This is a genomic window from Paraburkholderia bengalensis, from assembly GCF_037126505.1.
In the GTDB taxonomy this organism is placed as follows: Bacteria; Pseudomonadota; Gammaproteobacteria; order Burkholderiales; family Burkholderiaceae; genus Paraburkholderia; species Paraburkholderia bengalensis.
This window is the reverse complement of record NZ_JACFYJ010000102.1, coordinates 1-26,718: the sequence shown is the minus strand read 5'-3', so window position 1 is coordinate 26,718 and position 26,718 is coordinate 1. Positions and strand designations below refer to the sequence as shown.

18 protein-coding genes and 2 pseudogenes are annotated in these 26,718 nt (G+C 62.5%); 8 read left to right on the top strand and 12 right to left on the bottom strand.

From position 1 onward, the window contains the following. The 5 genes and pseudogenes from H3V53_RS35985 to H3V53_RS35965 form a co-directional block, all read right to left on the bottom strand. Positions 1–2,498, bottom strand: a 2,498-nt coding sequence (locus H3V53_RS35985; RefSeq protein WP_336601892.1) for a molybdopterin oxidoreductase family protein, incomplete at its 3' end; no start/stop codon positions are given. Positions 2,499–2,524: 26 nt separating this feature from the next. Further along, a complete protein-coding gene (gene nirD, locus H3V53_RS35980; protein WP_054921198.1) occupies positions 2,525–2,872 on the bottom strand; it encodes a nitrite reductase small subunit NirD in 348 nt (115 codons plus the stop codon). Positions 2,873–2,900: 28 nt separating this feature from the next. Then, complete coding sequence (gene nirB, locus H3V53_RS35975) at positions 2,901–5,453, bottom strand: nitrite reductase large subunit NirB (protein ID WP_336601891.1); 2,553 nt, start codon at positions 5,451–5,453, stop codon at positions 2,901–2,903. 44 nt (positions 5,454–5,497) lie between these two features. Continuing rightward, positions 5,498–6,800, bottom strand: a pseudogene (locus tag H3V53_RS35970) (MFS transporter). 339 nt (positions 6,801–7,139) lie between these two features. Continuing rightward, positions 7,140–8,060 (bottom strand): LysR substrate-binding domain-containing protein, encoded by a 921-nt coding sequence (locus H3V53_RS35965; protein WP_336601890.1) that lies wholly within the window; start codon positions 8,058–8,060, stop codon positions 7,140–7,142. Positions 8,061–8,168: 108 nt separating this feature from the next. On the opposite strand from H3V53_RS35965, the gene H3V53_RS35960 reads away from it, so the two are divergent. Then, on the top strand, positions 8,169–9,251 hold the full coding sequence (locus H3V53_RS35960; protein WP_336601889.1) for a tartrate dehydrogenase: 1,083 nt from the start codon (positions 8,169–8,171) through the stop codon (positions 9,249–9,251). A gap of 115 nt (positions 9,252–9,366) precedes the next feature. Further along, positions 9,367–10,680, top strand: coding sequence for an MFS transporter (locus H3V53_RS35955; protein WP_336601888.1), 1,314 nt, complete (start codon positions 9,367–9,369; stop codon positions 10,678–10,680). Positions 10,681–10,706: 26 nt separating this feature from the next. Here the strand turns inward: H3V53_RS35955 and H3V53_RS35950 are convergent, their stop codons facing one another. Together H3V53_RS35950 and H3V53_RS35945 are read right to left on the bottom strand one after the other, a co-directional pair. Next, on the bottom strand, positions 10,707–10,886 hold the full coding sequence (locus tag H3V53_RS35950) for a CsbD family protein (protein WP_336601887.1): 180 nt from the start codon (positions 10,884–10,886) through the stop codon (positions 10,707–10,709). 94 nt (positions 10,887–10,980) lie between these two features. Further along, the gene (locus H3V53_RS35945) at positions 10,981–14,166 is read right to left on the bottom strand and encodes an EAL domain-containing protein (RefSeq protein ID WP_336601886.1); all 3,186 of its coding nucleotides are present in this window, start codon (positions 14,164–14,166) and stop codon (positions 10,981–10,983) included. Between the two features lie 298 nt (positions 14,167–14,464). On the opposite strand from H3V53_RS35945, the gene H3V53_RS35940 reads away from it, so the two are divergent. Further along, positions 14,465–15,328 (top strand): GNAT family N-acetyltransferase, encoded by an 864-nt coding sequence (locus H3V53_RS35940; RefSeq protein WP_336601885.1) that lies wholly within the window; start codon positions 14,465–14,467, stop codon positions 15,326–15,328. 30 nt (positions 15,329–15,358) lie between these two features. Here the strand turns inward: H3V53_RS35940 and H3V53_RS35935 are convergent, their stop codons facing one another. Then, positions 15,359–16,225, bottom strand: a complete 867-nt coding sequence (locus H3V53_RS35935; RefSeq protein WP_336601884.1) for a 3-hydroxybutyryl-CoA dehydrogenase — start codon at positions 16,223–16,225, stop codon at positions 15,359–15,361. 199 nt (positions 16,226–16,424) lie between these two features. On the opposite strand from H3V53_RS35935, the gene H3V53_RS35930 reads away from it, so the two are divergent. The 4 genes from H3V53_RS35930 (at position 16,425) to H3V53_RS35915 (ending at position 19,326) form a co-directional block, all read left to right on the top strand. After that, on the top strand, positions 16,425–16,853 hold the full coding sequence (locus H3V53_RS35930) for a hypothetical protein (RefSeq protein ID WP_336601893.1): 429 nt from the start codon (positions 16,425–16,427) through the stop codon (positions 16,851–16,853). A 315-nt stretch (positions 16,854–17,168) separates the two neighbouring features. Beyond that, complete coding sequence (locus H3V53_RS35925; RefSeq protein ID WP_336601883.1) at positions 17,169–17,432, top strand: helix-turn-helix domain-containing protein; 264 nt, start codon at positions 17,169–17,171, stop codon at positions 17,430–17,432. 2 nt (positions 17,433–17,434) lie between these two features. Continuing rightward, positions 17,435–18,778 carry a type II toxin-antitoxin system HipA family toxin gene (locus tag H3V53_RS35920; RefSeq protein WP_336601882.1) on the top strand — a complete coding sequence of 448 codons (1,344 nt, stop codon included), beginning with the start codon at positions 17,435–17,437 and terminating at the stop codon, positions 18,776–18,778. A 206-nt stretch (positions 18,779–18,984) separates the two neighbouring features. Further along, positions 18,985–19,326, top strand: coding sequence for a BON domain-containing protein (locus H3V53_RS35915; protein ID WP_336601881.1), 342 nt, complete (start codon positions 18,985–18,987; stop codon positions 19,324–19,326). Between the two features lie 51 nt (positions 19,327–19,377). Here the strand turns inward: H3V53_RS35915 and H3V53_RS35910 are convergent, their stop codons facing one another. Beyond that, positions 19,378–19,635 carry a nickel-binding protein gene (locus tag H3V53_RS35910; protein ID WP_054921260.1) on the bottom strand — a complete coding sequence of 86 codons (258 nt, stop codon included), beginning with the start codon at positions 19,633–19,635 and terminating at the stop codon, positions 19,378–19,380. Between the two features lie 62 nt (positions 19,636–19,697). Next, a complete protein-coding gene (locus tag H3V53_RS35905) occupies positions 19,698–23,324 on the bottom strand; it encodes an ATP-binding protein (protein WP_336601880.1) in 3,627 nt (1,208 codons plus the stop codon). A gap of 263 nt (positions 23,325–23,587) precedes the next feature. Between H3V53_RS35905 and H3V53_RS35900 the strand changes: the two genes are divergently transcribed. Further along, positions 23,588–24,226 carry a c-type cytochrome gene (locus tag H3V53_RS35900; protein WP_336601879.1) on the top strand — a complete coding sequence of 213 codons (639 nt, stop codon included), beginning with the start codon at positions 23,588–23,590 and terminating at the stop codon, positions 24,224–24,226. Between the two features lie 598 nt (positions 24,227–24,824). On the opposite strand, the gene H3V53_RS35895 is transcribed toward H3V53_RS35900, so the two are convergent. Both H3V53_RS35895 and H3V53_RS35890 read right to left on the bottom strand, forming a co-directional pair. Beyond that, positions 24,825–25,040 carry a hypothetical protein gene (locus H3V53_RS35895; RefSeq protein ID WP_336601878.1) on the bottom strand — a complete coding sequence of 72 codons (216 nt, stop codon included), beginning with the start codon at positions 25,038–25,040 and terminating at the stop codon, positions 24,825–24,827. A 1,429-nt stretch (positions 25,041–26,469) separates the two neighbouring features. Further along, a pseudogene (locus tag H3V53_RS35890) lies at positions 26,470–26,718 on the bottom strand (dihydroxy-acid dehydratase domain-containing protein); the annotation flags it as partial.

Sequence of the window (26,718 nt, the reverse complement as noted above, 5' to 3'; positions counted from 1 at the left end):
GGCCCGTTCGGCCCCGTGCGGCTGAACAGCCCGGCGAGCACGCCGTCGAACCACAGGCGCGCGTCGACCGGCAGCGGCGCGCTGGCGGGCAGCACGGGCACGCCGCGCGCCTCTGCGCCCGGCGCGGAGCGCAGGCCGCTGATGAAACCCGCGACATACACGCGCGACGCCGCGTCCAGCGTCGGCGCGGGCGTGTCGGTGAGGCCGAGCATGGCGGCAAGAGCGTCGATCCGGGACATATCCAGTTCCTGTTGCTGTGGCGGCGTCGCGACGGGCGCTTCGTTCGCGGGCTGCGCGACGGCGGATGTCCGGGCGTCGTGCGTCGGCTCGACGGCATCCGCCGCGGCTTCGACGCGCGTCAGCGCCACCGCGCAGAACTTCAGTTCGGGCTGCTGCGAGATCGCGTCGACGGCATCGCTCGTCACCGCATTGATGCACAGGTCGTCGCCGAATACGTCGTTCCAGTGCATCGGCGCAAAGCAGTTGCCGGGACGCACGCGCTCCGTGACCACGGCGGGCAGCACCGCACGGCCACGGTGCGAGCGAATTTCGACGCGATCCTTGTCGCGAATGCCGAGCGACGCCGCATCCTCGGGATTCAGTTCAACGAAGGGCGTGGGGTTCAGCCGGTTCAGCATCGGCACCTTGCCCGTCTTCGTCATCGTGTGCCACTGGTGTTGCAGGCGGCCCGTGTTCAGCACGATCGGGTATTCCGTGCCCGGCATTTCTGCGGGATTCACATGCGGACGCGCGAAGAACATCGCCTTGCCGCTTGCCGTCGGAAACACGAGCGCGGGACGCGTGCCGTCGGGCAGCACTTTCAGCGTCTGGCTCACGCCGTCGTTGATATAGCGCATCGGATTGCGGTCCGACGCGGCATCGGGCGCGCATGGCCATTGCAGCGGCGTCTCGCGCAACCGCGCGTGGCTCGCGCCGCGCAGGTCGTAGCCCGTCTTCGGATTCGACGCTCGCACGATTTCATCGAACACGTCCGCCGCCGATTCATACGTGAACGCGTCGGCAAAGCCCATTTCACACGCCACGCGCGCGATGATCTGCCAGTCCGCAAGCGCCGCGCCGGGCGGCTCGACGGCCTGCTGCATCAGCGTCATGTTTCGCTCGGAATTGATCATCACGCCTTCGCCTTCGGCCCACAACGCGCCCGGCAGCAGCACGTCGGCGTAGCGGTTCGTCTCCGTGTCGAGGAACGCGTCCTGCGCGATCACGAGTTCGGCCGCCTGCAACCCGGCGATCACGTTCTGCCGGCTCGCGACGCTCGCCACCGGGTTCGTGCAGATGATCCAGCACGCCTTGATCTCGCCTTGCGCCATCCGCGAAAACATATCGACTGTGCCGCTGCCGAGCTTCGTCGGCAGCGTGCCGCGCGGCACTTGCCACAGGTCTTCGACGAACGCGCGGTCTTCTTCGACGAGCACCGAGCGCTGGCCCGGCAAGCCCGGTCCCATATAGCCCATTTCGCGCCCGCCCATCGCATTTGGCTGACCTGTCAGCGAAAACGGACCGCTGCCAGGACGGCAGATCTTGCCCGTCGCCAGATGCAGATTGCAGATCGCGTTCGTGTTCCAGGTGCCGTGCGTGCTCTGATTCAAGCCCATCGTCCAGCAGCTGATCCACTCGGGCGCTTCGCCGATCCACTGCGCGGCCTGGCGAATGTCCGCTTCAGGGATGTCCGTGATCGCAGCGACTTTCTCCGGCGTGTAGTCGTCGAGAAACGCGGGCATCGCGTCCCAGCCTTCCGTGAAACTGGCGATGAATGGCGCGTCCGTGTGGCCGTTCTTATGCAGCAGATGCAGCAGACCGTTGAGCAGCGCGAGATCGGTGCCCGGCTTGATCTGCATGAACAGATTCGCTTTGTCGGCCGTCGTGTTGCGGCGCGGATCGACGACGATCAGCTTCGCGCCCGCCTTCACGCGATCCATCATGCGCAGGAACAGGATCGGGTGACAGTCGGCCATATTCGCGCCGACCACGAAGAACAGATTGGCCTTGTCGAAATCCTGATACGAGCCGGGCGGCCCGTCCGCACCCAGCGACAGCTTGTAGCCGCTGCCCGCGCTCGCCATGCAAAGCCGCGAGTTCGACTCGATGTTGTTGGTGCCGATGTAGCCCTTCGCGAGCTTGTTGACGAGGTACTGCGCCTCGATCGACATCTGGCCCGACACGTAGAACGACAACGCATCGGGACCATGCTCGTCGAGAATCGCACGCAGACGGCGCGCGGTGTCGGGAATCGCGCGCTCGACGGGAACAGGAATCGCGTCTTCATCGCGCGCGTGCCGCTCGAACGCGCTTTCGAGCCGGCCCGACTTGCGCAGCGCGACATGCGCCGACTGACCTTTCGTGCAGAGACGGCCGTAATTGGTCGGATGATCCTTGTCGCCGGAAATCTTGACGACCTGTCCTTCCTCGACGTGCAGCACCATCCCGCAGCCCACGCCGCAGTAAGGACAAACCGTCTTGATGTTTTCGCACGCCATTGCACAGGTCCGTTAAAAGCAGAAGATCAGGCCGACACCCACACGCGTCCGTCTTCGATGCGCGCGGCAAATGCGCTGACGGACTTGTCGGGCGCTTCGAGGCATTCGCCCGTGCGCAGATCGAAGTGATGCTTGTAGATCGGCGACGCGACCACGACGCGCTCGCCGAGGCTGCCGATCAGTCCGCGCGACAGCACCGCCGCCTGCGACGCGGGATCGAAGTTGTCGATGGCAAACACGCCGCCGCGTTCGCCTTCGACGCGAAACACGGCCACCTGCTCGCCGTTGACGAGCGCGCACACGCCCGTGTTCGGCACGATGTCGTCGAGCGCGCAGATGGAAGTCCAGTGGGTCGGCAAACGGTCGTTGTTCATGTCGTGCTCCGCTCTATCGATGAATGATCTAAACCGTCTCCGTCGTCTGCTCGACGACGACAGGAATGCGCACAGGGCGCTGTTGACGTTCTTCGGGCGTGGCGGGCCGGATCTGGCCGCGCGTCGCGACGAAGCTGATGTTGTCGTCGGCGCTGTCGCTGTTGACGAAGTGACGGAAGCGCTTGCGTGTTTCGGGATCGGTGACGGCCTTCTTCCATTCGCATTCATACGTGTCGACCACGTGCTGCATTTCCGCTTCGAGTTCGGCGGCAATGCCGAGCTTGTCGTGGATGATCACGTCGCGCAGATAGTCGAGCCCGCCTTCGAGGTTCTCGCGCCATACACTCGTGCGTTGCAGGCGGTCGGCGGTGCGCACGTAGAACATCAGGAAGCGGTCGATGTAGCGGATCAGCGTCTCGCGGTCGAGGTCCGACGCGATCAGTTCCGCGTGGCGCGGCTTCATGCCGCCGTTGCCGCACACGTAGAGGTTCCAGCCCTTCTCCGTCGCGATGATGCCGACGTCCTTGCCCTGCGCCTCCGCGCACTCGCGCGTGCAGCCCGACACGGCGAACTTCAGCTTGTGCGGCGAGCGCAGACCCTTGTAGCGGTTCTCGATATCGATCGCGAGTCCGACGGAATCGTCGACGCCATAGCGGCACCACGTCGAACCGACACACGACTTCACCGTGCGCAGCGACTTGCCGTATGCATGCCCCGATTCGAAGCCCGCCGCGATCAGTTCTTCCCAGATCGACGGCAACTGCTCGACGCGCGCGCCGAACAGATCGACGCGCTGCCCGCCCGTGATCTTCGTATAGAGACCGTATTTCTTCGCGACCTGGCCGACGGCGATCAGGCCTTCGGGTGTGACTTCGCCGCCGGGCATGCGCGGCACGACGGAATACGTGCCGTCGCGCTGGATGTTCGCGAGGTAGTAGTCGTTCGTGTCTTGCAGGCTCGCGTGTTCTTTCTTCAGCACGAACTCGTTCCAGCACGACGCGAGAATGCCTGCGACAGCCGGCTTGCAGATGTCGCAGCCGAGGCCGTGGCCATGTTTTTCCAGCAGCGCGCCGAAGGTCTGGATGCGCTCGACGCGCACGAGGTGATATAGCTCCTGACGCGAAAACGGAAAGTGCTCACAGAGGTGATTGTTGACGGCGAGGCCCTGCTTCTTCATCTCGGCCTTCATCACCTGCGTGACGAGTTGCACGCAGCCGCCGCATGACGTGCCCGCCTTGGTCGCGTTCTTCACATCGCCGATGGTCGTTGCGCCCGCGCAGACGGCTGCGCAGATCGCGCCCTTGGAGATGTTGTTGCACGAGCAGATTTGCGCGTTCTCGGGCAGCGCGTCGACGCCAAGCGCGGGCTTCGCGTTGCCGTCCGCTTGCGGCAGGATCAGGAATTCCGGCGACTCCGGCAGCTCAATGCGGTTCAGCATCATCTGCAGCAGCGTGCCGTATTCGCTCGCGTCGCCGACCATCACGCCGCCCAGCAGATACTTGCCGCAGTCGGAGACGACGATCCGCTTGTACACCTGCTTGCGCTCGTCGCTGAACTGATATGTGCGGCTGCCCGCCGTCGAACCATGCGCGTCACCAAGACTCGCCACATCGACGCCCATCAGCTTGAGCTTCGTGCTCATGTCGGCGCCCGTGAATGCGGCTTGTTCGCCGAGCAGTTGCTTTGCCGTCACGCGCGCCATTTCATAACCCGGCGCAACGAGACCGAAGATTTGCCCGTTCCACAGCGCGCATTCGCCGATCGCATAGATGTCGGCATCGCTCGTGCGACAGTGGTTGTCGATCACGATGCCGCCGCGCGGCCCGACTTCGAGGCCGCTCGCGCGGGCGATTTCGTCGCGCGGACGAATGCCTGCCGAGAACACGATCATGTCGGTGTCGAGATGCGTGCCGTCGGCGAACTGCATGCGGTGTGTGCCCGCTTCGCCGTCGACGATCGCGAGCGTGTTCTTTTGCGTATGCACGGTCACGCCGAGTTCTTCGATCTTGCCGCGCAGCATCTTGCCGCCGCCGTCGTCCACTTGCACCGCCATCAGACGCGGCGCGAATTCGACCACATGCGTGTCGAGCCCCATGTCGCGCAGCGCCTTCGCGCATTCGAGACCGAGCAGCCCGCCGCCCACCACGACACCCGTCTTCGAACGCGCGCCGCATTCCTGCATCGCTTCGAGGTCTTCGATCGTGCGATAGACGAAGCAGTCGTTGCGGTCCTTGCCAGGCACGGGCGGCACGAACGCGTATGAGCCCGTCGCGATCACGAGCTTGTCGTATGCGAGCGTTTCGCCCGCCGAGGTCGTGACCGTGTGCGCGTCGCGATCGATCGACACGGCCTTCGCGTTCAGGCGCAGCACCATGTCGTCGCGTTCGAAGAAGCCCGGCTCGACGAGCGACAGATCGTCGGCGGACTTGCCCGCGAAGAACTCCGACAGGTGCACGCGATCGTAGGCGGGACGCGGCTCTTCGCACAGCACGGTGATGTCGAGTGGCGTGGGGCTTTGCTCCGCGAGGCATTCGAGCAGTTTGTGGCCGACCATGCCGTGGCCGATAACGATGACTTTCATGTCGCCGATCCTGTCAGAGAGGGGATTCAGTTTGTTCGAGTGATTCAATTCGTTGCGCCGAGCGCGGCTTCGCGCGCGGAATGTTCGGCGGAAAAGCGCACCGCAATCGCGCAGATCGCCGACGCGCTCACCAACGCGCCGAGTGTCAACAGCGTCTGATGCAGATCGCCCATGCCTTTCGCCAGAAAGCCCGCCGCCACCGCGCCGACGTTGCCGCCCGCGCCAACGATGCCCGCCACGCCGCCCAGCGCCTTGCGGTCGATGAACGGCACGAGCGCATAGGTCGCGCCGCACGCCATGTGCGGTGAAGAGGCCGAACAGCAGCATCGCGGCGACGGCGAACGCGGCATGGTTCGCTGCCGAGAACAGCAGCAGGCCCGCGCCTTCGCCTGCGATCAGGACGAACAGCAGCATCGAGCGCGCGGACAAACCGCGCTGCTTCGCGCTCCAGTCCGACAGCAGGCCGCCGAGCGGCCGCGCGAAAATGGCCAGCAAACCGAAGCTGCCTGCCGCGAGTCCAGCATCGCGCAGCGACAGCTGGAAGTGATCGACGTAGTAGATGGCCGCGACGTTGTGGATGAACACCTCGACGCCGAAACACGCTGCATACGTGACGAACAGCATCCACACGCGATAGTTGCGCGACGCGGTGAAGAGGCTCGCCCAGCCGCCTTTCTTGCCGCTATCGACGGCAATGCCGCGCGCGCGCAGTTGCGTGAAGTTGCCTTGCGGACAGTCCTGCGTGTAGCGCCAGTAGAGCACGGCCATCACGGGCATCGCGAGGCCGGGGAGCACGAGCGTCAGGCGCCACGCATCGGCGTTGCTCGCGCCGAGCGCGACGATGCCCGCGAGAATCAGCGGCACGAAGATCTGTGCGGCGCCTGCGCCCGCGTTGCCCCAGCCGGCGCTCGTCGCGTTCGCGGTGCCGACCACGTTGCCCGCGAACATCACCGACGTGTGATATTGCGTGATCACGAAGCTCGCGCCGACGGCGCCGATGCCGAGCCTGCACAACAGAAAGGCGGTGTAGCTGTGTGCGAGCGCCGCGCCGAGCACGGGCAGCGCGCCGAGCGTCATCAGCGCGACGTACACCTTGCGCGGGCCGAAGCGGTCGCACAGCGGCCCGACGATCAGGCGCACGAGAATCGTGATGGCGACAGCCGCGATGTTGATGTTCGCAACCTGATCCGCTGTCAGATGAAATTCCTGCTTGATGAGCGGCATCAGCGGCGCGCACGCGAACCACGCGAAGAAGCAGACGAAGAACGCCATCCACGCGAAGTGAAACGCGCGCATGGCGGGCGTGCGCCAGTTCAGCAGATCGATCGAGGTGGCTTCGTCAGTCATGTTCCGGGCCTGTAAACGACTACGGCGTCCCGCGAATCGGGTGCGAGACCAGATTCAGGGGACGCCGTTGTCCAAATTCGTCGGTGCTTGGGGTGCTGCTGTGCGGCTCGTCGTTGAGTTCGCAACGCGAGGTCTAGTGCAAGGTGTATGCCATGCGCGGCCTCAGGCGCGGCGAGGCTTGCGGAGCAAGGCGCTGCGGGCTTAGCCGAGCCGGCGCGGGCGCGCGGTGCCGGATCATGATGAGGCTTTGCGGCACTCTGCTGGTGCAGCGCAGCACTGTGGGCGTGCGCACGCGCGGTGCGCATCGAATGGTGCGCGCTGCGGCGAGCGCGCCTTACGCTAGCCTTCGCGCCCCTCTTTCAACTCTCGCGCGATGAAATCGACAAACGTCCGGATACGCGCCGACATCTGATGCCGTTGCGAGTACACGGCGAAGATGTCCGCGCCGGGCGTCTCATAGGCGGGCAGCACCTGAACCAGCCGCCCATCGGCGAGGTAGTCGTTGATGTCCCACTCCGCGCGCATCAGAATGCCGTGCCCCTCGAGCGCCCACTTCACGGCAATCTCGCCGTCGTTGGTCGTCAGGTTGCCGTTGATGCGCACGGACTCGGTCTTGCGCGCGGTGCCGCGGCCGGTCGTGAGGCGCCACACGCCATACGCTTCGTCGCCCTGCCGTATGCCGATGCAGTTGTGCCTCACGAGCTCATGCGGCGCGAGCGGCACGCCGTATTCGGCGATATACGAAGGCGCCGCGCACAGCAGCCTTCGGTTCGGCGCAAGACGCCGCGCCACCACACGGCTGTCCGGCGGCTCGCCGAAACGGATGCAGACGTCGAAGGCATCGTCGGTGAGCGGCGGGGGTGTGACAGACAACTGCAATTGCACGGCGACCTGCGGATAGCGATTGACGAAGCGCGAAATGGCGGGCGCGACGTGACTGCGCCCGAAGCCGAGCGTCGCGTTCACGCGCAGCAAACCCTTTGGGCTCTTCTTCGCGCTGCCCAGCAGTTCGGACAGCGCGTCGATTTCATCGAGAATGCGCCGCGCGTGTTCCAGATACACCTCGCCATCGGGTGTCAGCATCATGCGGCGCGTCGTGCGGTTGACGAGCGGCACACCCGCGCGCTGCTCCATTTGCGCGAGGCGCTTGCTGACAGCGGCCGGCGTCAAGCCCAACTCGCGCGCCGCCGCACTGAGGCTGCCCGAGGCGGCCAGCGTCGAAAAGAAGCTTAGGTCGGTAGGTTGAACGGTGTCGGCCATCGCCGCATTTGTGAATTGAAGTTAAAGATGCTTTGAGTCTAGCACCGGTTGCTGTGCTTCCAGTTCGGTAAAGTCAGTTCCATTCCAAATCCATTGAAGGAGCGAGACATGAAGACTTATCGCATCGCGACGATTCCGGGCGACGGCATCGGCAAGGAAGTCGTGCCGGCAGGCAAGCAGGTTCTGGAAGCGCTGGCGCGCACGAGCAATAGCTTTCGCTTCGAGTTCGAGAACTTCGACTGGGGCGCCGATTACTACCGCGAGCATGGCGTGATGATGCCCGCGGATGGTCTCGATGCGATCCGCGACAAGGACGCGATTCTGTTCGGCTCGGCGGGCGACCCCGACGTGCCCGATCACGTGACGCTGTGGGGTCTGCGTCTGAAGATTTGCCAAGGCTTCGACCAGTACGCGAACGTGCGCCCTACGCGCATCCTGCCCGGCATCGACGCGCCGCTCAAGCGCTGCGAACCCGAAGATCTGAACTGGGTCATCGTGCGCGAAAACTCCGAAGGCGAGTATTCGGGCGTGGGCGGGCGCGTGCATCAGGGTCATCCCATCGAAGCCGCCACGGATGTCTCCATCCTCACGCGCGCGGGCGTCGAGCGCATCATGCGCTTCGCGTTTCGTCTCGCGCAGTCGCGTCCGCGCAAGCTGCTCACCGTCATCACGAAGAGCAACGCGCAGCGTCACGCGATGGTGATGTGGGACGAAGTCGCGCTGCAGGTGTCGAAGGAGTTTCCCGACGTCAAATGGGACAAGGAACTCGTCGATGCATCGACGGCGCGCATGATCAACCGCCCCGCTTCGCTCGACACGATCGTCGCGACCAACCTGCACGCGGACATTCTCAGCGACCTCGCTGCCGCACTCGCGGGCAGCCTCGGCATTGCACCGACGGGCAACATCGATCCCGAACACCGTTTTCCGTCCATGTTCGAGCCGATCCACGGCTCCGCGTTCGACATCATGGGCAAGGGTCTCGCCAATCCGATCGGCACGTTCTGGTCGGTAGTGATGCTGCTCGAACACCTCGGCGAATTCGACGCCGCGCAGCGCGTGATGAACGCGATCGAAACGGTCACGGCGGACGAGTCGCTGCACACGGGCGATCTCGGCGGCAAGGCGACGACGGCACAGGTGACGGCTGCCGTGTGCGCGCTAGTCGAAAACGTGGCCGTGGCCGCGTAGCCGAGCCACACGAAGGCTTTGCGCACACAACGACAAACCAGTCTGCGCGACAACGCAGGCAGCGCAAAGCCCGCCAGACCGGCACCGTCCGGCTCAACCTCGCAGGAGGAGACACATGCAATCGGCACTCGAAGCGCGCGTATCGCGCAAGCTCATGTGGCGGATCATTCCGTTCGTGATGCTGCTGTACTTCGTCAGTTTTCTCGACCGCGTCAACGTCGGCTTTGCTGCGATGACGATGAACAAGGCGATCGGTCTTTCGCCGACGGCCTTCGGCCTTGGCGGCGGGCTGTTCTTTATCGGCTACTTTCTCTTCGAAGTGCCGTCCAACCTGATCTTGCATCGCGTGGGAGCGCGCATCTGGATCGCGCGTGTGATGGTAACCTGGGGCATCGTGTCGGCGGCATCGGCGTTCGTGGCAGGCCCGACAAGCTTCTACGTGCTGCGTTTCGTGCTGGGCGTCGCGGAAGCGGGCTTCTTTCCGGGCATCATTCTTTATCTGAGCCTGTGGTTTCCGACGAAGCAGCGCGCGGCAGCCGCCGCGTGGTTCATGGCAGCCGCACCGATCTCGACGGCCATCGGTTCGCCGCTCTCGGGCGCGATCATGCAGTTGCCGCCGATGTTCGGTCTCGCCGACTGGCAGCTGCTCTACATCATCGAGGCCGTGCCCGCCGTCGTGCTCGGCTTCGTCGTCCTCAAGTTCATGACGGATACGCCGTCGAAGGCGCACTGGCTTCACGCCGACGAACGCGAATGGCTGATCGCGAAACTCAAGTCCGAAGCCGACGAACGCAAGGGCCACGCAGGACACACGGCAGGCGCCTTGAGCGCGCTGCGTGACCCACGCGTACTGGCGCTGGCGCTGATTTACTTCGGCACGTCAGCGGGCTTGTACACGCTTGGTTTGTGGGCGCCGCTCATCGTCAAGCAGTACGGCTTTACCACGCTGCAAACGGGGCTGCTCACGGGCATTCCGAGCGTGCTGGCCGTAATCGCGATGGTGCTGTGGGCGCGGCACTCGGACAAAACGCAAGAGCGCACCTGGCACGTCGTCATTCCGTGCGTGCTGGCGTGCCTCGGCTTTATCTTCGCGGGCCAGGCGGGCACCGCGTTGCTGATCGTCGTCGCGCTGGTGGTCGTCAACGTCGGCATCAGCGCCGCAAAGGCGCCGCTGTGGGCGATGCCGAGCATGTTCCTCTCCGGCGCGGGCGCCGCCGCAGGCATTGCGATGATCAACTCGGTCGGCAATCTGGGCGGCTTTGTCGGTCCGTTCGCAATCGGCTGGCTGAAGAATGTGACGGGCGGCTACGCAGCGGGGCTCTACGTCGTCGGCGCGACGCTGGCCATCTCGGCTGCCGTCACGCTGCTGTTGAGCCGCAAGGCTGCTCAGCAGCAACCCGCGACGGGCTGCATGCGGCACGACCACTGAAACCTGAGCAGCGAGGATGGGCCGCGCTAACGCCCCATCCTTCTGAGCTTTTGCTTGCCGTCGCCGAGTGCCTTGCGCGCCGTGCCTGCCGCCTGCTGCAAATCGCCCTTGATCTGCTGCGTGCGATTGCCCGTCGCTTTGCCGACAATCTCGTTGAGTTTGCCTTTGATCTGTTGCGCCACGCCTCTCATCTGATTCCGGTTCATCTCGTTCCCCTTGCATGCGCTTTTCCTGCGGCGCGCATGCGTCAGCGCCGCATGCGCCAGCGCAACGCACATCAGCAATTCACGCGCCTGCACGTCACTCGACATCGGCAGCGACACGCTGCGCCGCCCACATTTCGAGTTCTTCAGCAGATAGCGCGGCCGAATAGAGAAATCCCTGCAACTCGTCGCAACCAATACTGCGCAGCGTATTCGCGACGTCTTCGCTCTCGACGCCTTCCGCGATCACGCGCAATCCCAGTTCGTGTCCCAGCTCGATGATCGCGCGGATCACAGCGAGATCGGCGGGCGCGGCGAGCATGTCGCGCACGAACGCCCTGTCGATCTTCAAGCGGTCGAGCGGAAAGCGGTTCAGATAGCTGAGGCTCGAATAGCCGGTGCCGAAATCGTCGAGCGATAGCGTCACGCCAAGCGCGCGTATCGCGCGAATTGCGTCGAGATAGTTTTCCGCGCTGTCCATCAGCACGGTTTCGGTGATTTCGAGTTCGAGCCGATGCGGCGCGACGCCATGCGTGCTCAGGCTGTGCCGCAGCGTATGGGCGAGATCCGCGTCGCGCAACTGGATCGCCGACAGATTGATCGACATGCGCAATTCGCCCAACTCGTCGTCGCACCACCGCGCGAGCTGGCGGCACGCTTCGTCGATGACCCATGCGCCAATCGGAATGATCAGCCGCGTCTCTTCGGCAATGGGGATGAACTGCGATGGCGACACCGCGCCCAGTTGCGGATGCGTCCACCGCAACAGGCCTTCCACGCTCACGAGCGCGCCCGTTTTCGCATCGAGGCACGGCTGGTACGCGAGGCGCAACTCGCGCCGCTCGATGGCCACGCGCAGACAGGCTTCGAGCGCAAGCCGCTGGCGCGCGCGCTCGGCCATGTCGGGCGAAAAGAACTTCACGAGATTGCGCCCTGCCGCTTTCGCCTGATACATCGCGGCATCGGCGTTCTGCATCAGCGTCTCGATGTCGGCGCCGTCGTCGGGATAGAGCGCCACGCCCACGCTGCATGCTACCTGCAGCGTCACGCCGCCGATCGCATGCGGCTCGCGCACGAGCGGCAGCAATCGTTCGTCGATCGTGCGCGCGACCTCGGCCGGGCTGCCCACGTCGGTGAGGATCATCGTGAATTCGTCGCCGCCCAGACGGCTCACCGTGTCGCCGCTGCGCACGGCCTGCACCAGCCGCCGCGACACGGAGCGCAGCAGCCCGTCGCCGATGTGATGGCCGAGCGAATCGTTGATGTCCTTGAAGCGGTCCAGGTCGATGAAGAGCACGGCCACGCGCCGCTGCGCGTACTTCGCGCTTTCGAGCATTGCGCCGAGGCGCTTCGTGAAGAGCGCGCGATTGGGCAACTCGGTCAACACGTCGTGTTCGGCGAGAAACTCGATGCGCGCTTCGCTTTTCTTGCGGTCGGTGATGTCGATCAGCGTGCAGATATAGTGCGAAACATTGCCGCGCTTGTCGCGCACGGCGCTGATCATCAGCCACGCCGGATATTCGCCGCCTTGACGCCGCCGGATTTGCGCTTCGCCGTTCCAGGAACTCGAGCGGTCGACGAGCGTCGCCAGCGACAAGATCACCGCATCGCCATTCGCGCCGGCGACGATGAACGCGGGCGGCTTGCCCGCGATATCCTCCGCGCGATAACCCGTGGCGCGATAGAACGATGCATTGGCCGTCAACAGGCGCCTTTCCTGATCGAGTATCAGGATCGCCTCCGACGACGCTTCGAACACCTTCGCCCACAGTTCGAGGCGCTGTTCCATCAGCTTGATCTGGTTGATCGGCGTGAATGCCGTGAGCACGGCATCGCGCCCCTGGAAAGTCAGACGCCGCGCCGACAGCATGGCCCAGGTCGGCTCGGTGCTCGCTTTCCAGCGCACTTCGAATTCGTCGACGGCATCGCGATCCGACAGTTGCTGGAAGAACCGCGCGCGCACCGACGAATCGAGCCCATACGCCCACGGGTCCGTCGTGCAGCCGTTGAGCCAGTACAGCGCCGGCTGGTTCGCGTGCAGCACTTCGTGACCAGGCACGGCTGTCACCATCATCGGCACGGGCGTCGATTCGACGAGTGCATGCTGTGCGGCAGCCGCGCGTGCCGTGGCCGCGAGTTCCTTCTGCACGTCGCGTTCGCGGTCGAGCTGTTCGAGCATTTCGTTAAAGCCGCGCACGAGCTGACCAATTTCATCCTGGCTATGCCAGCTGGCGCGCACCGCGTGATCGCCCGTTCTGCGCACCGTGTCCATCACACGCGCAAGCTGGCGCAGCGGCCGCGAAATCTGCTGCGCGACGAAGTAGACCATGCCGAGAATGCTGCACAACAGGAAGAGCGCCGTGCCGAGATGCAGCCACATGCGCGAGAACAGTCCGCGCACGCGCGCATGCAGCAGGCCATCGAGCTGATCTGCCGTGGTGCGCCAGGTATCGCGCACGCCGGCAATGAGCGTCTGCTGCTGTACGTCGACAATCGAGAGCAACGCGGGATCGACGTCGCCGTTGCTGTCGATGACGATGCGCGCCGCGTGCCGGTACGCTTCGACGGCCGTGAGCATGCGCGACATCGAAGGCCCTAACGCCGAATCGACGGCATGATTGGCCGCGCCCGCTTCCGAGAAGTCGGAGCGCAAGCCTTGCAATACGGCATCGAGCTGACCTTCGAGCACGAGATAACGCGCGCGCAGTTCATCGTGCGAGCGCGACGCGCGCGCGCCCTCGTGCAACTGCCGGCCAATGTGGTTCACGGAATCGAGCAGCGCCGGATAGCGCAGGATCGACAGGGACATGGCGTAGTAGCTGTCGAGGTCGGGGTCGAGAATCAGGTTCGACTGATTGCCCACGCGCGTGACGAGTTCTCTGCACGCATCGAGCGCTTCGTTGATTTCGGCTGGCGTGGGCTGCGCCTCGCGCGCGAGCACACCGAGCGCGGCGCGCACGCGCGTATTCAGATCGGCGCTTTGCAGATGCGCGCCGAACTCCGCTTCCGTTTTCACGAGATCCGCCTGCGCATCGTTCAGGCGCGCAACGGGCGGGCGCTGCCCGGCGCCCGTCATCGCGACATCGATCAGCGCGTCGCGCACGGTGCCGATATACGCGTTGCCGATGATTTCCTTGTTCGAGAAGTCGATCGAAATGTACTTCTCGTGAATCAGAATGCCGCTGATGTACACGACGGCGCTCAGGTCCAGCAGATAGATCAGCAGCAGCTTGCGGCCCACGCGCAAACGCGCCAGCAGGCGGAAGAACGGATTGCGCTTCATGGCATGCGCGCCGCGTACGACATCGAACGAATCACACCGCACTCCCGGTCGAGGAAAGAGAGAAAGACAGGGCGCGCGTATCAATGAAGCCGCTCGCCAATACGGCATATCGGCGCGACTTTTTGCGACTTTAGCGTTTGCTGAATAATCCCTTCGGCGGTGCGCTCATGCCGCGATGCGGTGCAGAAAAACACGCTGGCGCAAAGCGCATCGCACCAACGTGCGTCACGGGCTGCGCATGAGCGCGCGTTTGGCGGCATGATAGGAGCCTGCATGAACGCGCTGCGAAGGAGACGTCATGGACGAAGCAACGAAAAGCACAGGCGACTTCATCGTTCGCACGATGACAGCCGACGACGTGCCGCGCGCCGTCGAATGGGCGGCGCGCGAAGGCTGGAACCCGGGCGTGCACGATGCTCGCTGCTTTCGCTGCGCCGACGCCGGCGGCTTTTTTGTCGGGGAACTGCGCGGCGAACCTGTCGGCTCGATTTCGTCCGTCGCCTACGATGCGCACTTCGGCTTCATCGGCCTTTACATCGTGCGGCCCGCATTTCGCGGCAAAGGCTTTGGCTGGCGCATCTGGCAGCATGCGATCGCCTATCTCGGCGAGCGCAACATCGGCCTGGACGGCGTGGTCGCGCAGCAGCCCAATTACCGCAAGTCCGGATTTCAGCTTGCGTACAGGAACATCCGGTTTCAGGGCATCGCCGAAATCGATGCGGCCAGCGCGGTGGCCCTGATCGACGTGCGCCAGTTGCCGTTCGAGTTGTTGAGCGCCTATGACAGGCGCTTTTTTCCCGCGCCGCGCGAGGCTTTTCTGCGCGCGTGGATCGGTCAGCCCGGCGCCGTCGCGCTCGCGCGCGTCGACGATGGACAGATGCGCGGTTATGGCGTCCTTCGGCAATGCCGCGAAGGACGCAAGATCGGACCGCTATTCGCCGACGACGATCGAACGGCCGAGGCGCTGTTCACTGCGCTCGTCGCGCATTGCGCTGGCGAGACCGTCGCGCTCGATGTGCCCGAACTCAATGCGTCGGCCGTTGCGCTTGCCACGCGGCATCGCCTGACAAGCGTATTCGAAACGGCGCGCATGTATACGAAACAAGCGCCGGACATACCGCTTTCGCAGCTGTACGGCGTGACGTCGTTCGAGCTTGGCTAAACGGGGCGAGGCGAGCTGCTTAGCGCCGCATCAGCGCTTCTGATCGTAGCGATAGACGCCGTGCCCTGTCTTGCGACCGAGCCGGCCCGCCGCAACCAGTTCGCGCAACAGCGGGCACGCGCGATACTTCGAGTCGCCGAAATCCTTCAGGAACACATCCATCACCGACAGACACACGTCGAGCCCGATGAGGTCCGCGAGCGCGAGCGGCCCGATGGGATGATTCGCGCCGAGACGCATGCCTGCGTCGATCTCTTCCGCGCTCGCGATGCCGTCCGCCAGCACGAAGAACGCCTCGTTGATCATCGGCACGAGAACACGGTTGACCACGAAGCCCGGCGCGTTCTTCACGCTGACGGGCGTCTTGCCGAGACGCTCGGTCAGCTCGCGCACGGTGGCGGCCGTATCGTCGCTGGTCTGCACGCCGCGAATGACTTCGACGAGCGGCAGCAACGGCACGGGATTGAAGAAGTGCATGCCGACGAAACGCTCCGGCCTCGCGAGCGTCGCGGCCAGCGCCGTGATCGAAATCGACGACGTGTTCGATGCGATGATTGCCTCGCCGCTCACCACCGATTCGATCTGCCGCAGAATGCGGATTTTCAGTTCCGCGTTTTCCGTCGCGGCTTCGATCACGAGATCCACGCCTGCGAGGCGCTGATAGTCGGTCGAAGTCTCGATACGCGTCAGCGCGGCGTCGCGCGCCGCAGCTTCGATCTTGTCCTTCTCGACGAGCTTCGCGAGACTCGCGGTCAGCGTCGCGACGCCCTTTTCGAGCGCGGCGTCCGTCACGTCGATGAGCACGACCTTCAGCCCCGCCACCGCCGATACCTGCGCAATGCCGTTGCCCATCGTGCCCGCGCCGACGATACCTATCGTTTCGATCTTCGTTGCCATTGCTGCTCCTTTCACAGTCGGTTCCGTTCGTTCCAGCGATGCGTTGCAGTGCATCATCGGCGATACGATACCCGTTTCTCGCGCGAGGCCGTGTGAAAGTCGCATGTGCGTGACGCGACGCCGATTCGTGATTCGTACGGCGCGTTCCGTGAACCGAGCGGACGGTTATCATCCGTGGACTGTCACTGAAGGTCCGCCCATGCAGCCTGTCGATCTGAACCCGAAACGAAAACGTGAAAACCCGCTCGTGTGGATCTTCGAGCCGCTCGAACGCGACCCCGAGTATTCGCGTGAGCGGTTCTTCAATTTCCAGGCCGCGTATCTCGACGGACTCCTTTACCTCGCCGTCGCAACGGGCGACGAGCCGTGGAATGGCCTCGCCGTGTGCACGTCGCACGACAGGCAAGCGAGTCTGCTCGATGACTTTCCCGCGCTCGTGCCGCATCCCGTGCTCGGCAAGTGGCTCTATATTTCGCAAAGCCATCCCGAGTTCGAAACGGTCGCGCAGCAGATGGTTGCGTTGGCGAGCGAACGTGATCCGCGCATGGGCGTGGTGCCCGGAAAGCGCAAGCGGTCGCCGGATGTGATCGATATGAAGGCGTCGCCGCGAAAGACGAAGACGCAGTGATCGCGCGGGGCCGCTACTGCGGGTGAGGCGCTGTCCACTTTTTGTCAGGCGTTTTTTGCCGCCGAAGGCGTGGGCGTTGGCGTGGCTGCGGCAGACGGGTAGTTGCGTTTTCGCGCAGGGCCCGTGCGCGCCACGCCCGCCGCCCCGACGGCAGTGCCTCACCCGATGATACTGACGAACACCCGAGCAATATTCTTTACAGAAATATGCTCATTTTATTCTCTGCCGTAATATTGACGTTTTATTGCCCAAAGGAATATTTGCATTTTATTCCTCGAGAGAATATTCTAGGGATATTCACCACAGGAATAACGTATGAAGATCCTCGTCAGCACGCCGGTACAAATGAGCGAGATTCTACTGTCGGCCAGAAAGGCAAAGGGCTTTACCCAGGCGGAAGTCGCCCGGCGCATGGGCATCAAACAGCCCCGCCTGTCCTTGCTCGAGACGACGGCCACAGCGACCATAACGCTCCAGCAGATGCTCGCACTCTTTGCGATTTACGAACTGGAGCTATGCGTTCAATCCCGTGACATAAGCGAGGCCGATAGCCTCAGCACCACCCAGCCGGAATGGTGAACATGGGACGCAAATCTCATTCTCGCGCCCTTTCGATCTGGGCAAACGGCGAACGTGTCGGCACCTGGATCATTCCCGCCAGAGGCGAGATGGAACTGCGCTATGCCACCACCTGGACGCGCTCCTCCATCGGCCGCCCTCTCTCTCTATCACTCCCGTTCGGGATAGACGAAGCACCTCTGAAGGGGGTCCGTGTACAGAATTATTTCGACAATCTGCTGCCGGATGCCCCCGAGATTAGAAAACGGATCGCCACCCGCTTTAAAACCGAAACTGATGAATCTTTTGAGCTGCTCAAAGCGGTTGGTCGAGACTGCGTTGGCGCGGTGCAACTGCTAGGCGAGGATGACGATCCAGGGCCGTTACGCGCAGCCGAAGGCAAACCGTTATCAGACGATGCAATCGAGACAATCCTTCAGCGCACGCTCGGCTCAGAGCCAGTCACGACAGATGACGAGGACGACTTTCGGATTTCGCTCGCAGGAGCACAGGAGAAAACCGCGTTACTACGCGTAGGTAATCAATGGTTTCTGCCTCACGGCGCAACGCCGACGACTCACATCCTCAAGCTTCCAATCGGCCTGATCGGAAACAAGCGCGTGGACTTCCATACGTCGGTCGAAAACGAATGGCTTTGTCTTGCCATCCTGAACGCCTATGGGTTGCCTGTACCACAGGCTGAAATCATGACGTTCGGGAGCCAGAAAGTGCTATGTGTCGAGCGCTTCGACCGCACGTTTTCGCCCCGTAACGGCGCTCTTTTGCGCTTGCCACAAGAGGATTTTTGCCAGGCACTTGGAATCGCACCGCATCTCAAGTACGAAGAAAAAGGGGGACCCAGCGTCCGACAAATAGCCGACATACTCAGGCATTCCAGAAATGCTACGGAAGACCTCGCTACTTTCATGTCCGCCCATATCCTTTTCTGGTTACTCGCTGCCCCAGATGGTCATGCCAAAAATTTCAGCATCAGGTTACTTGCAGGCGGACGCTTTGAGATGACGCCCTTATACGACGTGATGTCAATCTGGCCAGTAGAAGGCGATGCGGGCAATCAGTGGTCGTGGCATAAAGCAAAGCTTGCGATGGCAATGTGCGGGACCAGCGGTCGACACTACAAGATACGCGATATCAAGCGCAGCCATTTCAACCTCACGGCCCAGCTCTGCCACTACGGCCCCACCGCTGAACCGCTCATCAGCAGCATTCTGGAGAGAACTCCCGAGGTCATCGAGAAAGTCTCGTCTGCTCTGCCGAGTGGATTCCCGGAGCGCGTAGCAGCGCGCATCCTGACAGGTCTGCGCGATAGTTCAGCGCGGCTCCAGGCGATGCCGATGGAGAAATAGGGATCGCAAGTGACGACAGTGCGCAATGGAGGCAAGTGACCGTCCGTCAGTCGCGGCAAAGACACTCACCTCGCCTCGTGAACAAAGCGCGGAGTGCGTTCCGCTATCCGGCGCTATCATGGTGACCTCGGGCGCTCACACGCGTGCGTGGGGGCGAGACAACCCAAATGACCCCTTTCCCACGAAACCAGGATGTCGTAACCGACATGCGAAACGCGCCATACATCAACAGCCGATTGCTGATCGTCGCGGCATTCGTGTTGCCTGCGTTCCTGCTCAACAATGGTTGCAAGTCGACGGCGACACCCGCCGCGACCACGCTGGGTAAGATCAATGACGACGCTGCGCTCGCCGCCCGCGTGAAGCAGGCGCTCGTCGCGGACCCGGAATTGAGATCTTTGCCAATGAGCGTCGCGACATACCGAAGTGTCGTGCAGTTGTCGGGTTACGCGGATTCGGAAGCGCAGATTCAGAAAGCGCTTGCCTTGGCGCGCGGCGTGCCGGGGGTGCAGTCGGTGAGCAATGATCTGCACCTCAGGCCGCAATGAAGCAGTCGACAACCCTTGCGCGATGCGCAGAAACGGCATCGCGCCTCAACGCTAGCTGAACATCTCCGGGCGCAGGTCGCTGACTTCGACCACCACATCGGCAGGCAGGCTCAAACGCCGCGCTGCGGAGAGGATCGCGTCGACATTCGGCGCCTCGTACAAGCAATACGTTTTCCGCTTATCGGCGCTGAGGAACGAGAACAGCCACTTAACACCTTCCTCATCATTGATCTGTCTGACGCCCTCCGCGCCTTGCGCAGTCATTTCAAGTTGCTCGGCGAAATTCCGTTCGATCATGAACCGTGGCATGGTGCTCTCCTTCAGGTGTGGACGCATTGCTGCCGTCTGACTGCATGTACTCACTGAATCAGTTAGTTTTTCGTAGCCTGTGTGCTCGATGCGCACGAAATGCGCTCGAGCAACGCATACATTCCTAGCGTCTTTGCCGTTGCCGCGCTCGATGCAAGCAGCTGTGCCGCGCGGGCTCTGTCGTCGTCGCGAGCGCGAGCGCCGAGCATGAGCGCATATTCGTGGCGTGTATGTGCGAGCCATGGCCAGGCCTGCAAGCGCTCGTCCATCTTGAGCGCGTAGTCGAAATGCGCTTCGGCCGCGCTCCAGTCGTGCAGGGCGCCTGCGAGCATGCCGAGATAGCGCGCCGCCGCGCCGCAGCACAGCGTAAAGGCCGGCACCGTGACGACCTGATCGCGAAACGGAAGCAGCAACTCGTAGATGCGCGCCGCGTGTTCCCGTTCGCCTAGTCGCGCGGCCACTTCGGCGAAGTAGGTCAGCGTGATAAGGCGCTTGCTGTCCACGGGAATCGACGTTTCGATGTTCGACAGTCGCTCGAGACTGCCGCGCGCGTGCGCCTCGTAACCCAGGTCGCTCCATATCAGCATGAGGCCGGGACCCCAGACCGAGTCCTCGGCGTGATCGTCGGTGAAGCGTTTCAGTAATGGCGCGATCTCCGCGAGCCGGCCTTGCTCGCGACGGATTGCAAACATCTGCATGCCGAACACGCCCGTCGCGATTTTCTCGCCGATGCTTTCGGCGAGTTCGAGACATTCCATCGCCTTCGTTTCCGCCTTCGCAAAATCGCCGACCAGAATCGCGCGCATGGCCTGCGCGCCCGTCATGCACCAGCGATCCACGAACTGCTGGCCGCTCGCGGCGATCTGCCGGTAGCGTTCGAGTGCCGCATCGAAGCGCCCGAACTCGCCGATTTCGAGGTAGCCCGTGAGGCATCGGGCGCATGCGTGGCCGATGGAGTGGTCATCGCCCAACTCATCGGCGATCTGCATGAGTTCCGTCAGGACCGCCTGACGATCCGCAAACCTGTATCCGGGCAGCGGATGCGCGCCGACGTGCATCATCTCGCACGCGAGCGCATCGAAAAGGCTCGGACGATCATTCAGACGCCGCGCGAGCGCCACCGCCTCGAACGCCAAGTCGACGGCAGGTGTTGCGCCACCCGTCATATGAAGCGTGCGCACGAGACGGCTCAACAGCCGGCAGCGCTCGACCGTTTCTTCGGCGCCGAGCAGTGCGAGTGCTTCTTCGAGTAGCGGAACGGACGCACTTCCGGAGCCTTCGAGAAACGTTTCCGCGCGATCGAAACCCAGCGCCGCCTGGACCAGATAGCCAGGAAGGTTTTCATCGCGCGCGATTTGCGCTGCCTCATGAAAGGTCTGCATCGCCTCGCGCCTCGCGAGCCGCTGCTCGGCCTCGCCGCGAATCAGCAGGAGCGGCAGCGCATACGTCGCGCGCTCGTGTGAATCGGCGGTCACGCTGGCCGTCAATTGCAATCCGCGTTTGGCATGCGCGATGGCTTCGTCGCATGCCGCCCGCGTGAGCGCCCGTTCGCCCGCACGCTGCCAGTAAGCGATCGCTCGTTCGGGCTGGCTGGCGGCAGTCAGATTCTGCGCGATCAGTTCGGGCTGCTGCTCGACGACTTCCGGATAATGCGCCTCCAGCGCACCGGCGATCATCGCGTGAAACTCGCGCCGGCGGGTGGTCAGCAACGACTGATACGCGATCTCCTGAATCAGCGCGTGACGGAACACATACCCGCCGCCGTCGCCGGGCGCGCTCGGCGCGGGCAGGATGATGTCGGCTTCGGCGAGTCGGTCGAGTGTGCGTTGCAACTCGCGTTCGGGAATCTCCGAAATCAGCGAAAGCAGTTTCAAACCAAACTCGCGCCCGATGGTCGACGCGATCTGCGCCGTCTCCTTGACGGCTGGCTCGAGCCTGTCGAGCCGCGCGAGCAGCGAGCCCTGCAGGGTGTCGGGAATGTCGATTCGTCGCGTGGCCGCGTCGAGTTCTTGAAAGCCGCCGGCCTCGCGCAGCAGATCACTCTGCATGACGGCCTTCGTCAGCTCTTCCACGAAGAGGGGCACGCCATCCGTCTTCGCAACGATTTCATCGAGGACGAGTCGCGGCAGCCGCGTGCCTTGCGTCATGCGCTCGACCATCGCGAAGCAGTCGCTGCGCGAAAGCCGGTCCAGATTGATCTGGACAAGTTGCGGGTAGGTCCAGCCCGGCTTGAACTCCTCACGCGCCGTGAGCAACAGCATCAGCTTTGTCGAGACAAGCCGCTCGATAAGCGACTTCACGAAATCCAGCGTCGACGGGTCGATCCAGTGAACGTCTTCTACGACGACGAGAAGCGGGCAAGCATGCGCCGATTGCGCGATCAGCGCGACCATCACATCGAGGCAGCGACGTTTGAACATGGGCGACGATGTATCCAGTGGAGGAAACCGGTCGCCGGTGGGAATGCCCAACAGCGACGCGAGAATCGACATCGTTTCGTCGTGCGCCACGCTCATCGCGCTGACCCATTCGTCGAGACGCTCGATGTCGCGCGCGACGTCGGCCTTGAGGTTCAATCCGCAAGCGTTCTGCAGCCACTGAAGGACGGGCCGGAACGGGCTGTTTCGATGGTAGGCAGAACAGTGAAGCTGAATGACTTCATGCGCTTCGCCCTCCATGCTGTCGCGAAGCGCGCGCAATACGCGCGATTTGCCTATACCGGGTTCGCCCGTCAGCAGCACACAGCGCATCTCGCCGTTGGCGCTCTGTTTCCAGCGCTGCCGGATCATCTCGAGCTCGGGCACGCGCCCGACAAGCGGTATCACGGTCTTGCCGGTGCGGATCTCGAAACGGCCGATGGCGTCTTCCTGCGCCACTACGCGATGGACGAGAACGCGCGCAGGCGTGCCCTTCAGTTCGCGCCAGCCAAGCTCTTCGAGTTCGAAAGCACCCTTGATGAGCCGATGCGCGGCTGGCCCGACGACGAGCGCATCGGAAGGCGCGACGGCCTGCAGGCGCGCGGCGACGATGGGCGTCTCGCCGACGATCGCCTGATGATCCAGCGAAGAGCCCGCGCCGATCTCCCCCGCAACCACCAACCCCGTTTCGACGCCGATCCGCACGCGTAGCTGCGCGCGGCCCGCCCCTTCCAAGCCGTTTTCGTTGACACGGGCGATGGCGGCAATGATGGCGAGGCCCGCCAGCACCGCGCGTACTGTGTCGTCTTCGTGCGCCTGCGGGTAGCCGAAATAGACGAGCAGCCCGTCGCCGAGATACTGCGCGATGTGTCCCTCATGTGCTTCGATGGCACTCGCGCATACCGTGTGATAGACGCCGAGGATGCGCCGCATTTCTTCGGGATCGAGTCCGCGCGTGAGTTCCGTCGAGCCGACAAGATCCACGAACATGACGGTGACCTGCCGCCGCTCCGCGTCGATGCATGATGTCGTGGACAAGGGCGGCGTCTCAGGCGTCGCATTGGACCGCTTGCACGATGCCGCCGCCGCTTCGCCGTGCTCGACGAGCGCCCTCAGCAGACGCTTGCGGTCGCCCAGCGGAAGGCCAAGTTCCTTGAGATCGTGCTCGGAGAGATCGCCGATTACGTCCCAGTCGATGCCTTGCGCCAAAAAAGCCTCAGCGTGTCCGCCCAGGCCTATCTGTGAAAGCCATGTCGTCAGATCACCAGCCATTCGGTAATCCCATTCGGTAATCCTCTACCCGTCGTTTTGTCTGGCCGCGATCAGACACCGGGCGCCCGTCGCTATTTGCAGGAAGCGCCTAGTTCACTTCGTCCGAAAGCTTTGCGTGATGTTATGAAAGGAGATCGTGTGATCGTGTTGGCTAATATCAACATAGTCGGTAGATCATTCGACCGCAAAGACCGGATCAAGCATTTGCGGCGCGCTTTGGCCAGATGACAAATCGGTAATCTGTACGTCACTGCGCGGCAAGCATGGCGACGCAGAATGAGGCTTTTCCGAGTGCTACGCGACAAAACACCATGTTGTCTCTTCGTTCGAGAATTACGACGGTTGTCGTCACCGTCGCCGCCGTATTTATTTTGCTGGCAGCGGGAGGCTTGGCCTTTATGTATTCAGGCGCATATGACGTCTCCGCAAGTTCGAGAGACAACCCGATCGTTGCGAAACTGCTGCACGGAACTTACGAAGCGTCAATGCACCGGCGCGCGGGATCTGACGTCGCGCCTGGCGATTTGCTGTCGCTCGAGAACATTCGTTCAGGGGCGCGAATGTATGACGCCACCTGTGCCGTTTGCCACGGCGCGCCCGACCGGCCATTGAGTCCTATCGGACAGGGTATTCAACCCGCCGCGCCCGCGCTGCTGTCTGCGAGTCGCCGGAATAAGCCCGCACTGATGTTCTGGACCATCAAGCATGGCGTGAACATGACGGCGATGCCTTCGTTCGGGAAGACGCAGTCGGACCAGGCGATCTGGCAAGTGGCCGCATTTATTTATGCGGAGCGCGGAATTTCGAAGGACAAATACGACCAGCTCGTGCACGGTAGGGCCGAAACGGGCAACACTTCTCTATCACTTCACGGCCCGGCCTCGGAAGCCGACAAGCAGTGACGACAAATGGCCGAAGTGCGTTACCGACCGTTACACATGAGCACGGAAGTTTTCATTTGCCGATGGGTCGAGCGACTATGCTTCAAATGGCCGTTTCAAAGTCGGACGAATGAGCAAACCGACGGGAGGTCTCATGATGAAGCACTCAATATCGCTACTGGCAATCGTCGCGGCCGCCTGCGCACCTGCATCAGCTTTGGCTCAAGCGAATGGCGGTAGTTATTACACGCCGATTCCCCCTCCGCCGCCGCCGGTGGTCTATCAATCCCGCTATGCGCCCCCCGGCGCTTATGGGGCGCCGGGTAGCTATGTCTATCAGACCAGTCCACCGCCTGTCGTGTATTCGCCACCCGTCGGCTATGGCAACGGGCACGGCGGCGGCTGGCATAGGGGCGGGGACCGCCACGGCCATTGGTGACGGAGAACACTTTGCGTTGGCGTATTGCCCGCTAAATTTATTCATCTGACAAAAGTCACCGCGACGCGCTGCCGTAGACCGTCGAGTGAATCTCAGTGGTCGCGGTCCCGGTCGCGTGTCTTTTTCCCGTCAAGGCTCACCTGCACGCCGATAAAGCAGCCGTCGGAGCCGCATTGCCTATCAGACATCGGTGGAAACGATGGGCATGGACAGCGGGTGGAGCGCGGGCGGAGATACGGTCGTGTCCAGAATGCCCAGCAGTTCCCCGTGCGCACTGAACGAATAAGCTCCCTTTAGTGAAAAAGCAGAACAACCTCCCGCTGCATATGAAATCTGGGTACAAACTGAAATCACTGCCGATGGGGCTAACAGGATTCCTAAACGATGCGGATTCATAGCCACCTCCTGGCGATGGATCAATCAGCCCAAGCTACGTATCTACCACTGGCGAATCGCGGCGGAGGCATCAAATCGACCTGTCTGACGGCTCGCCCCGTTTAATACAGGTCGGGTGAAAGAAGACACTAACAGTACATTCCCTGACGGGATCGATACGTTTGCGCGACTTTGTATAGGACGTGGGTTTTTCTGCAAACGTCCCAGGAAGAGGGTGAAAGCCATTTTCTTGCAGAGCTTCGTACGCGCTCGACACGGGTGAAAGAACACATGATCGACATTTGAACGCGGACCATTTTGTTTCGCGAAATGCTGCTATGTCTTGGTGCGTGAATGGCAATGTCCGTCAATGCATGCCGGGAAAGAAGTCACCGCAAACATAGTCGTGACGTGCATTCGTTGGCGCTATATGACGAAAGGCGCGACGCCATATTACGAAAGGCGTAGTGTCTTTTCCGACTAACGATATATCGTTAAGACGTGCGCTTCTTTTATCGCGTACCGGGCTTACCGGCCCCCTGGCAGTCCTTGAGGTGCCATCTGCGTCCTCGAACGCCAATCGCGAATTTGCCGCGATACATGCATCTCCCTTAAGCCGCTAGAAATCCAACGCCAGTAATAACGTCCCATAACGGGTTCCGGCAGCAGGTGAAAATCACCGGCAGCGTCTGTGCGAATGCGCGTGTCGGTCCCTTTCGCCCGTCGCCTGTGTCATAGCGGCTGCAAAAACTGAAATTTGATTTCGTCGTAAAGGAGTAAGCCATGAAGACGACGTTTCTCATGTCTGCAGCGCTCCTAGGCATGTTCTCGATAGCAAGCACCGTTCAAGCCCAGGACACCTCAAGGCAGCAAGATACTCAATCCGTGTCGGCGTCGACCACTACCTCTCCCGGCACAGCGAACCGCACCACGTCGGACACCTCCGGATACGGCGGTATGTCCGGAAGCACGAGTGCGAGCGGCAGTCTGACCCGTCCGGGATGCGGTCATTTGCCACAATGCAGTCCCGACAGCGGTCACTAGATCCGACGTGATAACGGGGCCTTCGCGGAAGTGGAGTGTCGTTCGCGAGGGCGCCGCTTTTCGGTTGCCGTTCTGAACGGCAGCGCGACGACGATCTGTCAGCTTGTCTCAGCATTGTTCTGAGATGCCAAAAAATCCAAAATCGATTTGATAGGGATACCTACTATTATCCCGTCGTCGTGCGCACAGCCTGCGCAGAAGGTGCATGACGACCTTAAGCATTCCATATGTTTTTCATATCATGACAAAGGTCGCAAAACATGCAGTGAAGCGATGTCTGGCTAGTCAAAGCCTTCTTCAATGACAAGCGTGCCGACCGCTATGCTTTCCTTGAAAAGGACGCAGTCGGACCATGCGACTTAGCAAGAGCAAGCGCGGCGCGCACGCCATATCCACATTCAGCGCCTCAGTGCGAATGCGCGGGGACTTCTGCTCCTCGACAACCCACCAGGAAATCGAAATCGCAGCCCTGATCGGCCTGCAGCACGTGGTCGATGTAGAGGTTGCGGTAGCCGCTTGCGTCGGCGGGATTGGCCTGCTGCGTTTCTTTCCATTTGGCGAGTCGCGCCGTCATTTCCTTCTCGTCGATATCGACGTGCAGACGCCCCGCGTCGCAATCCAGTTCGATCCAGTCGCCGTCGCGCACCACGGCAAG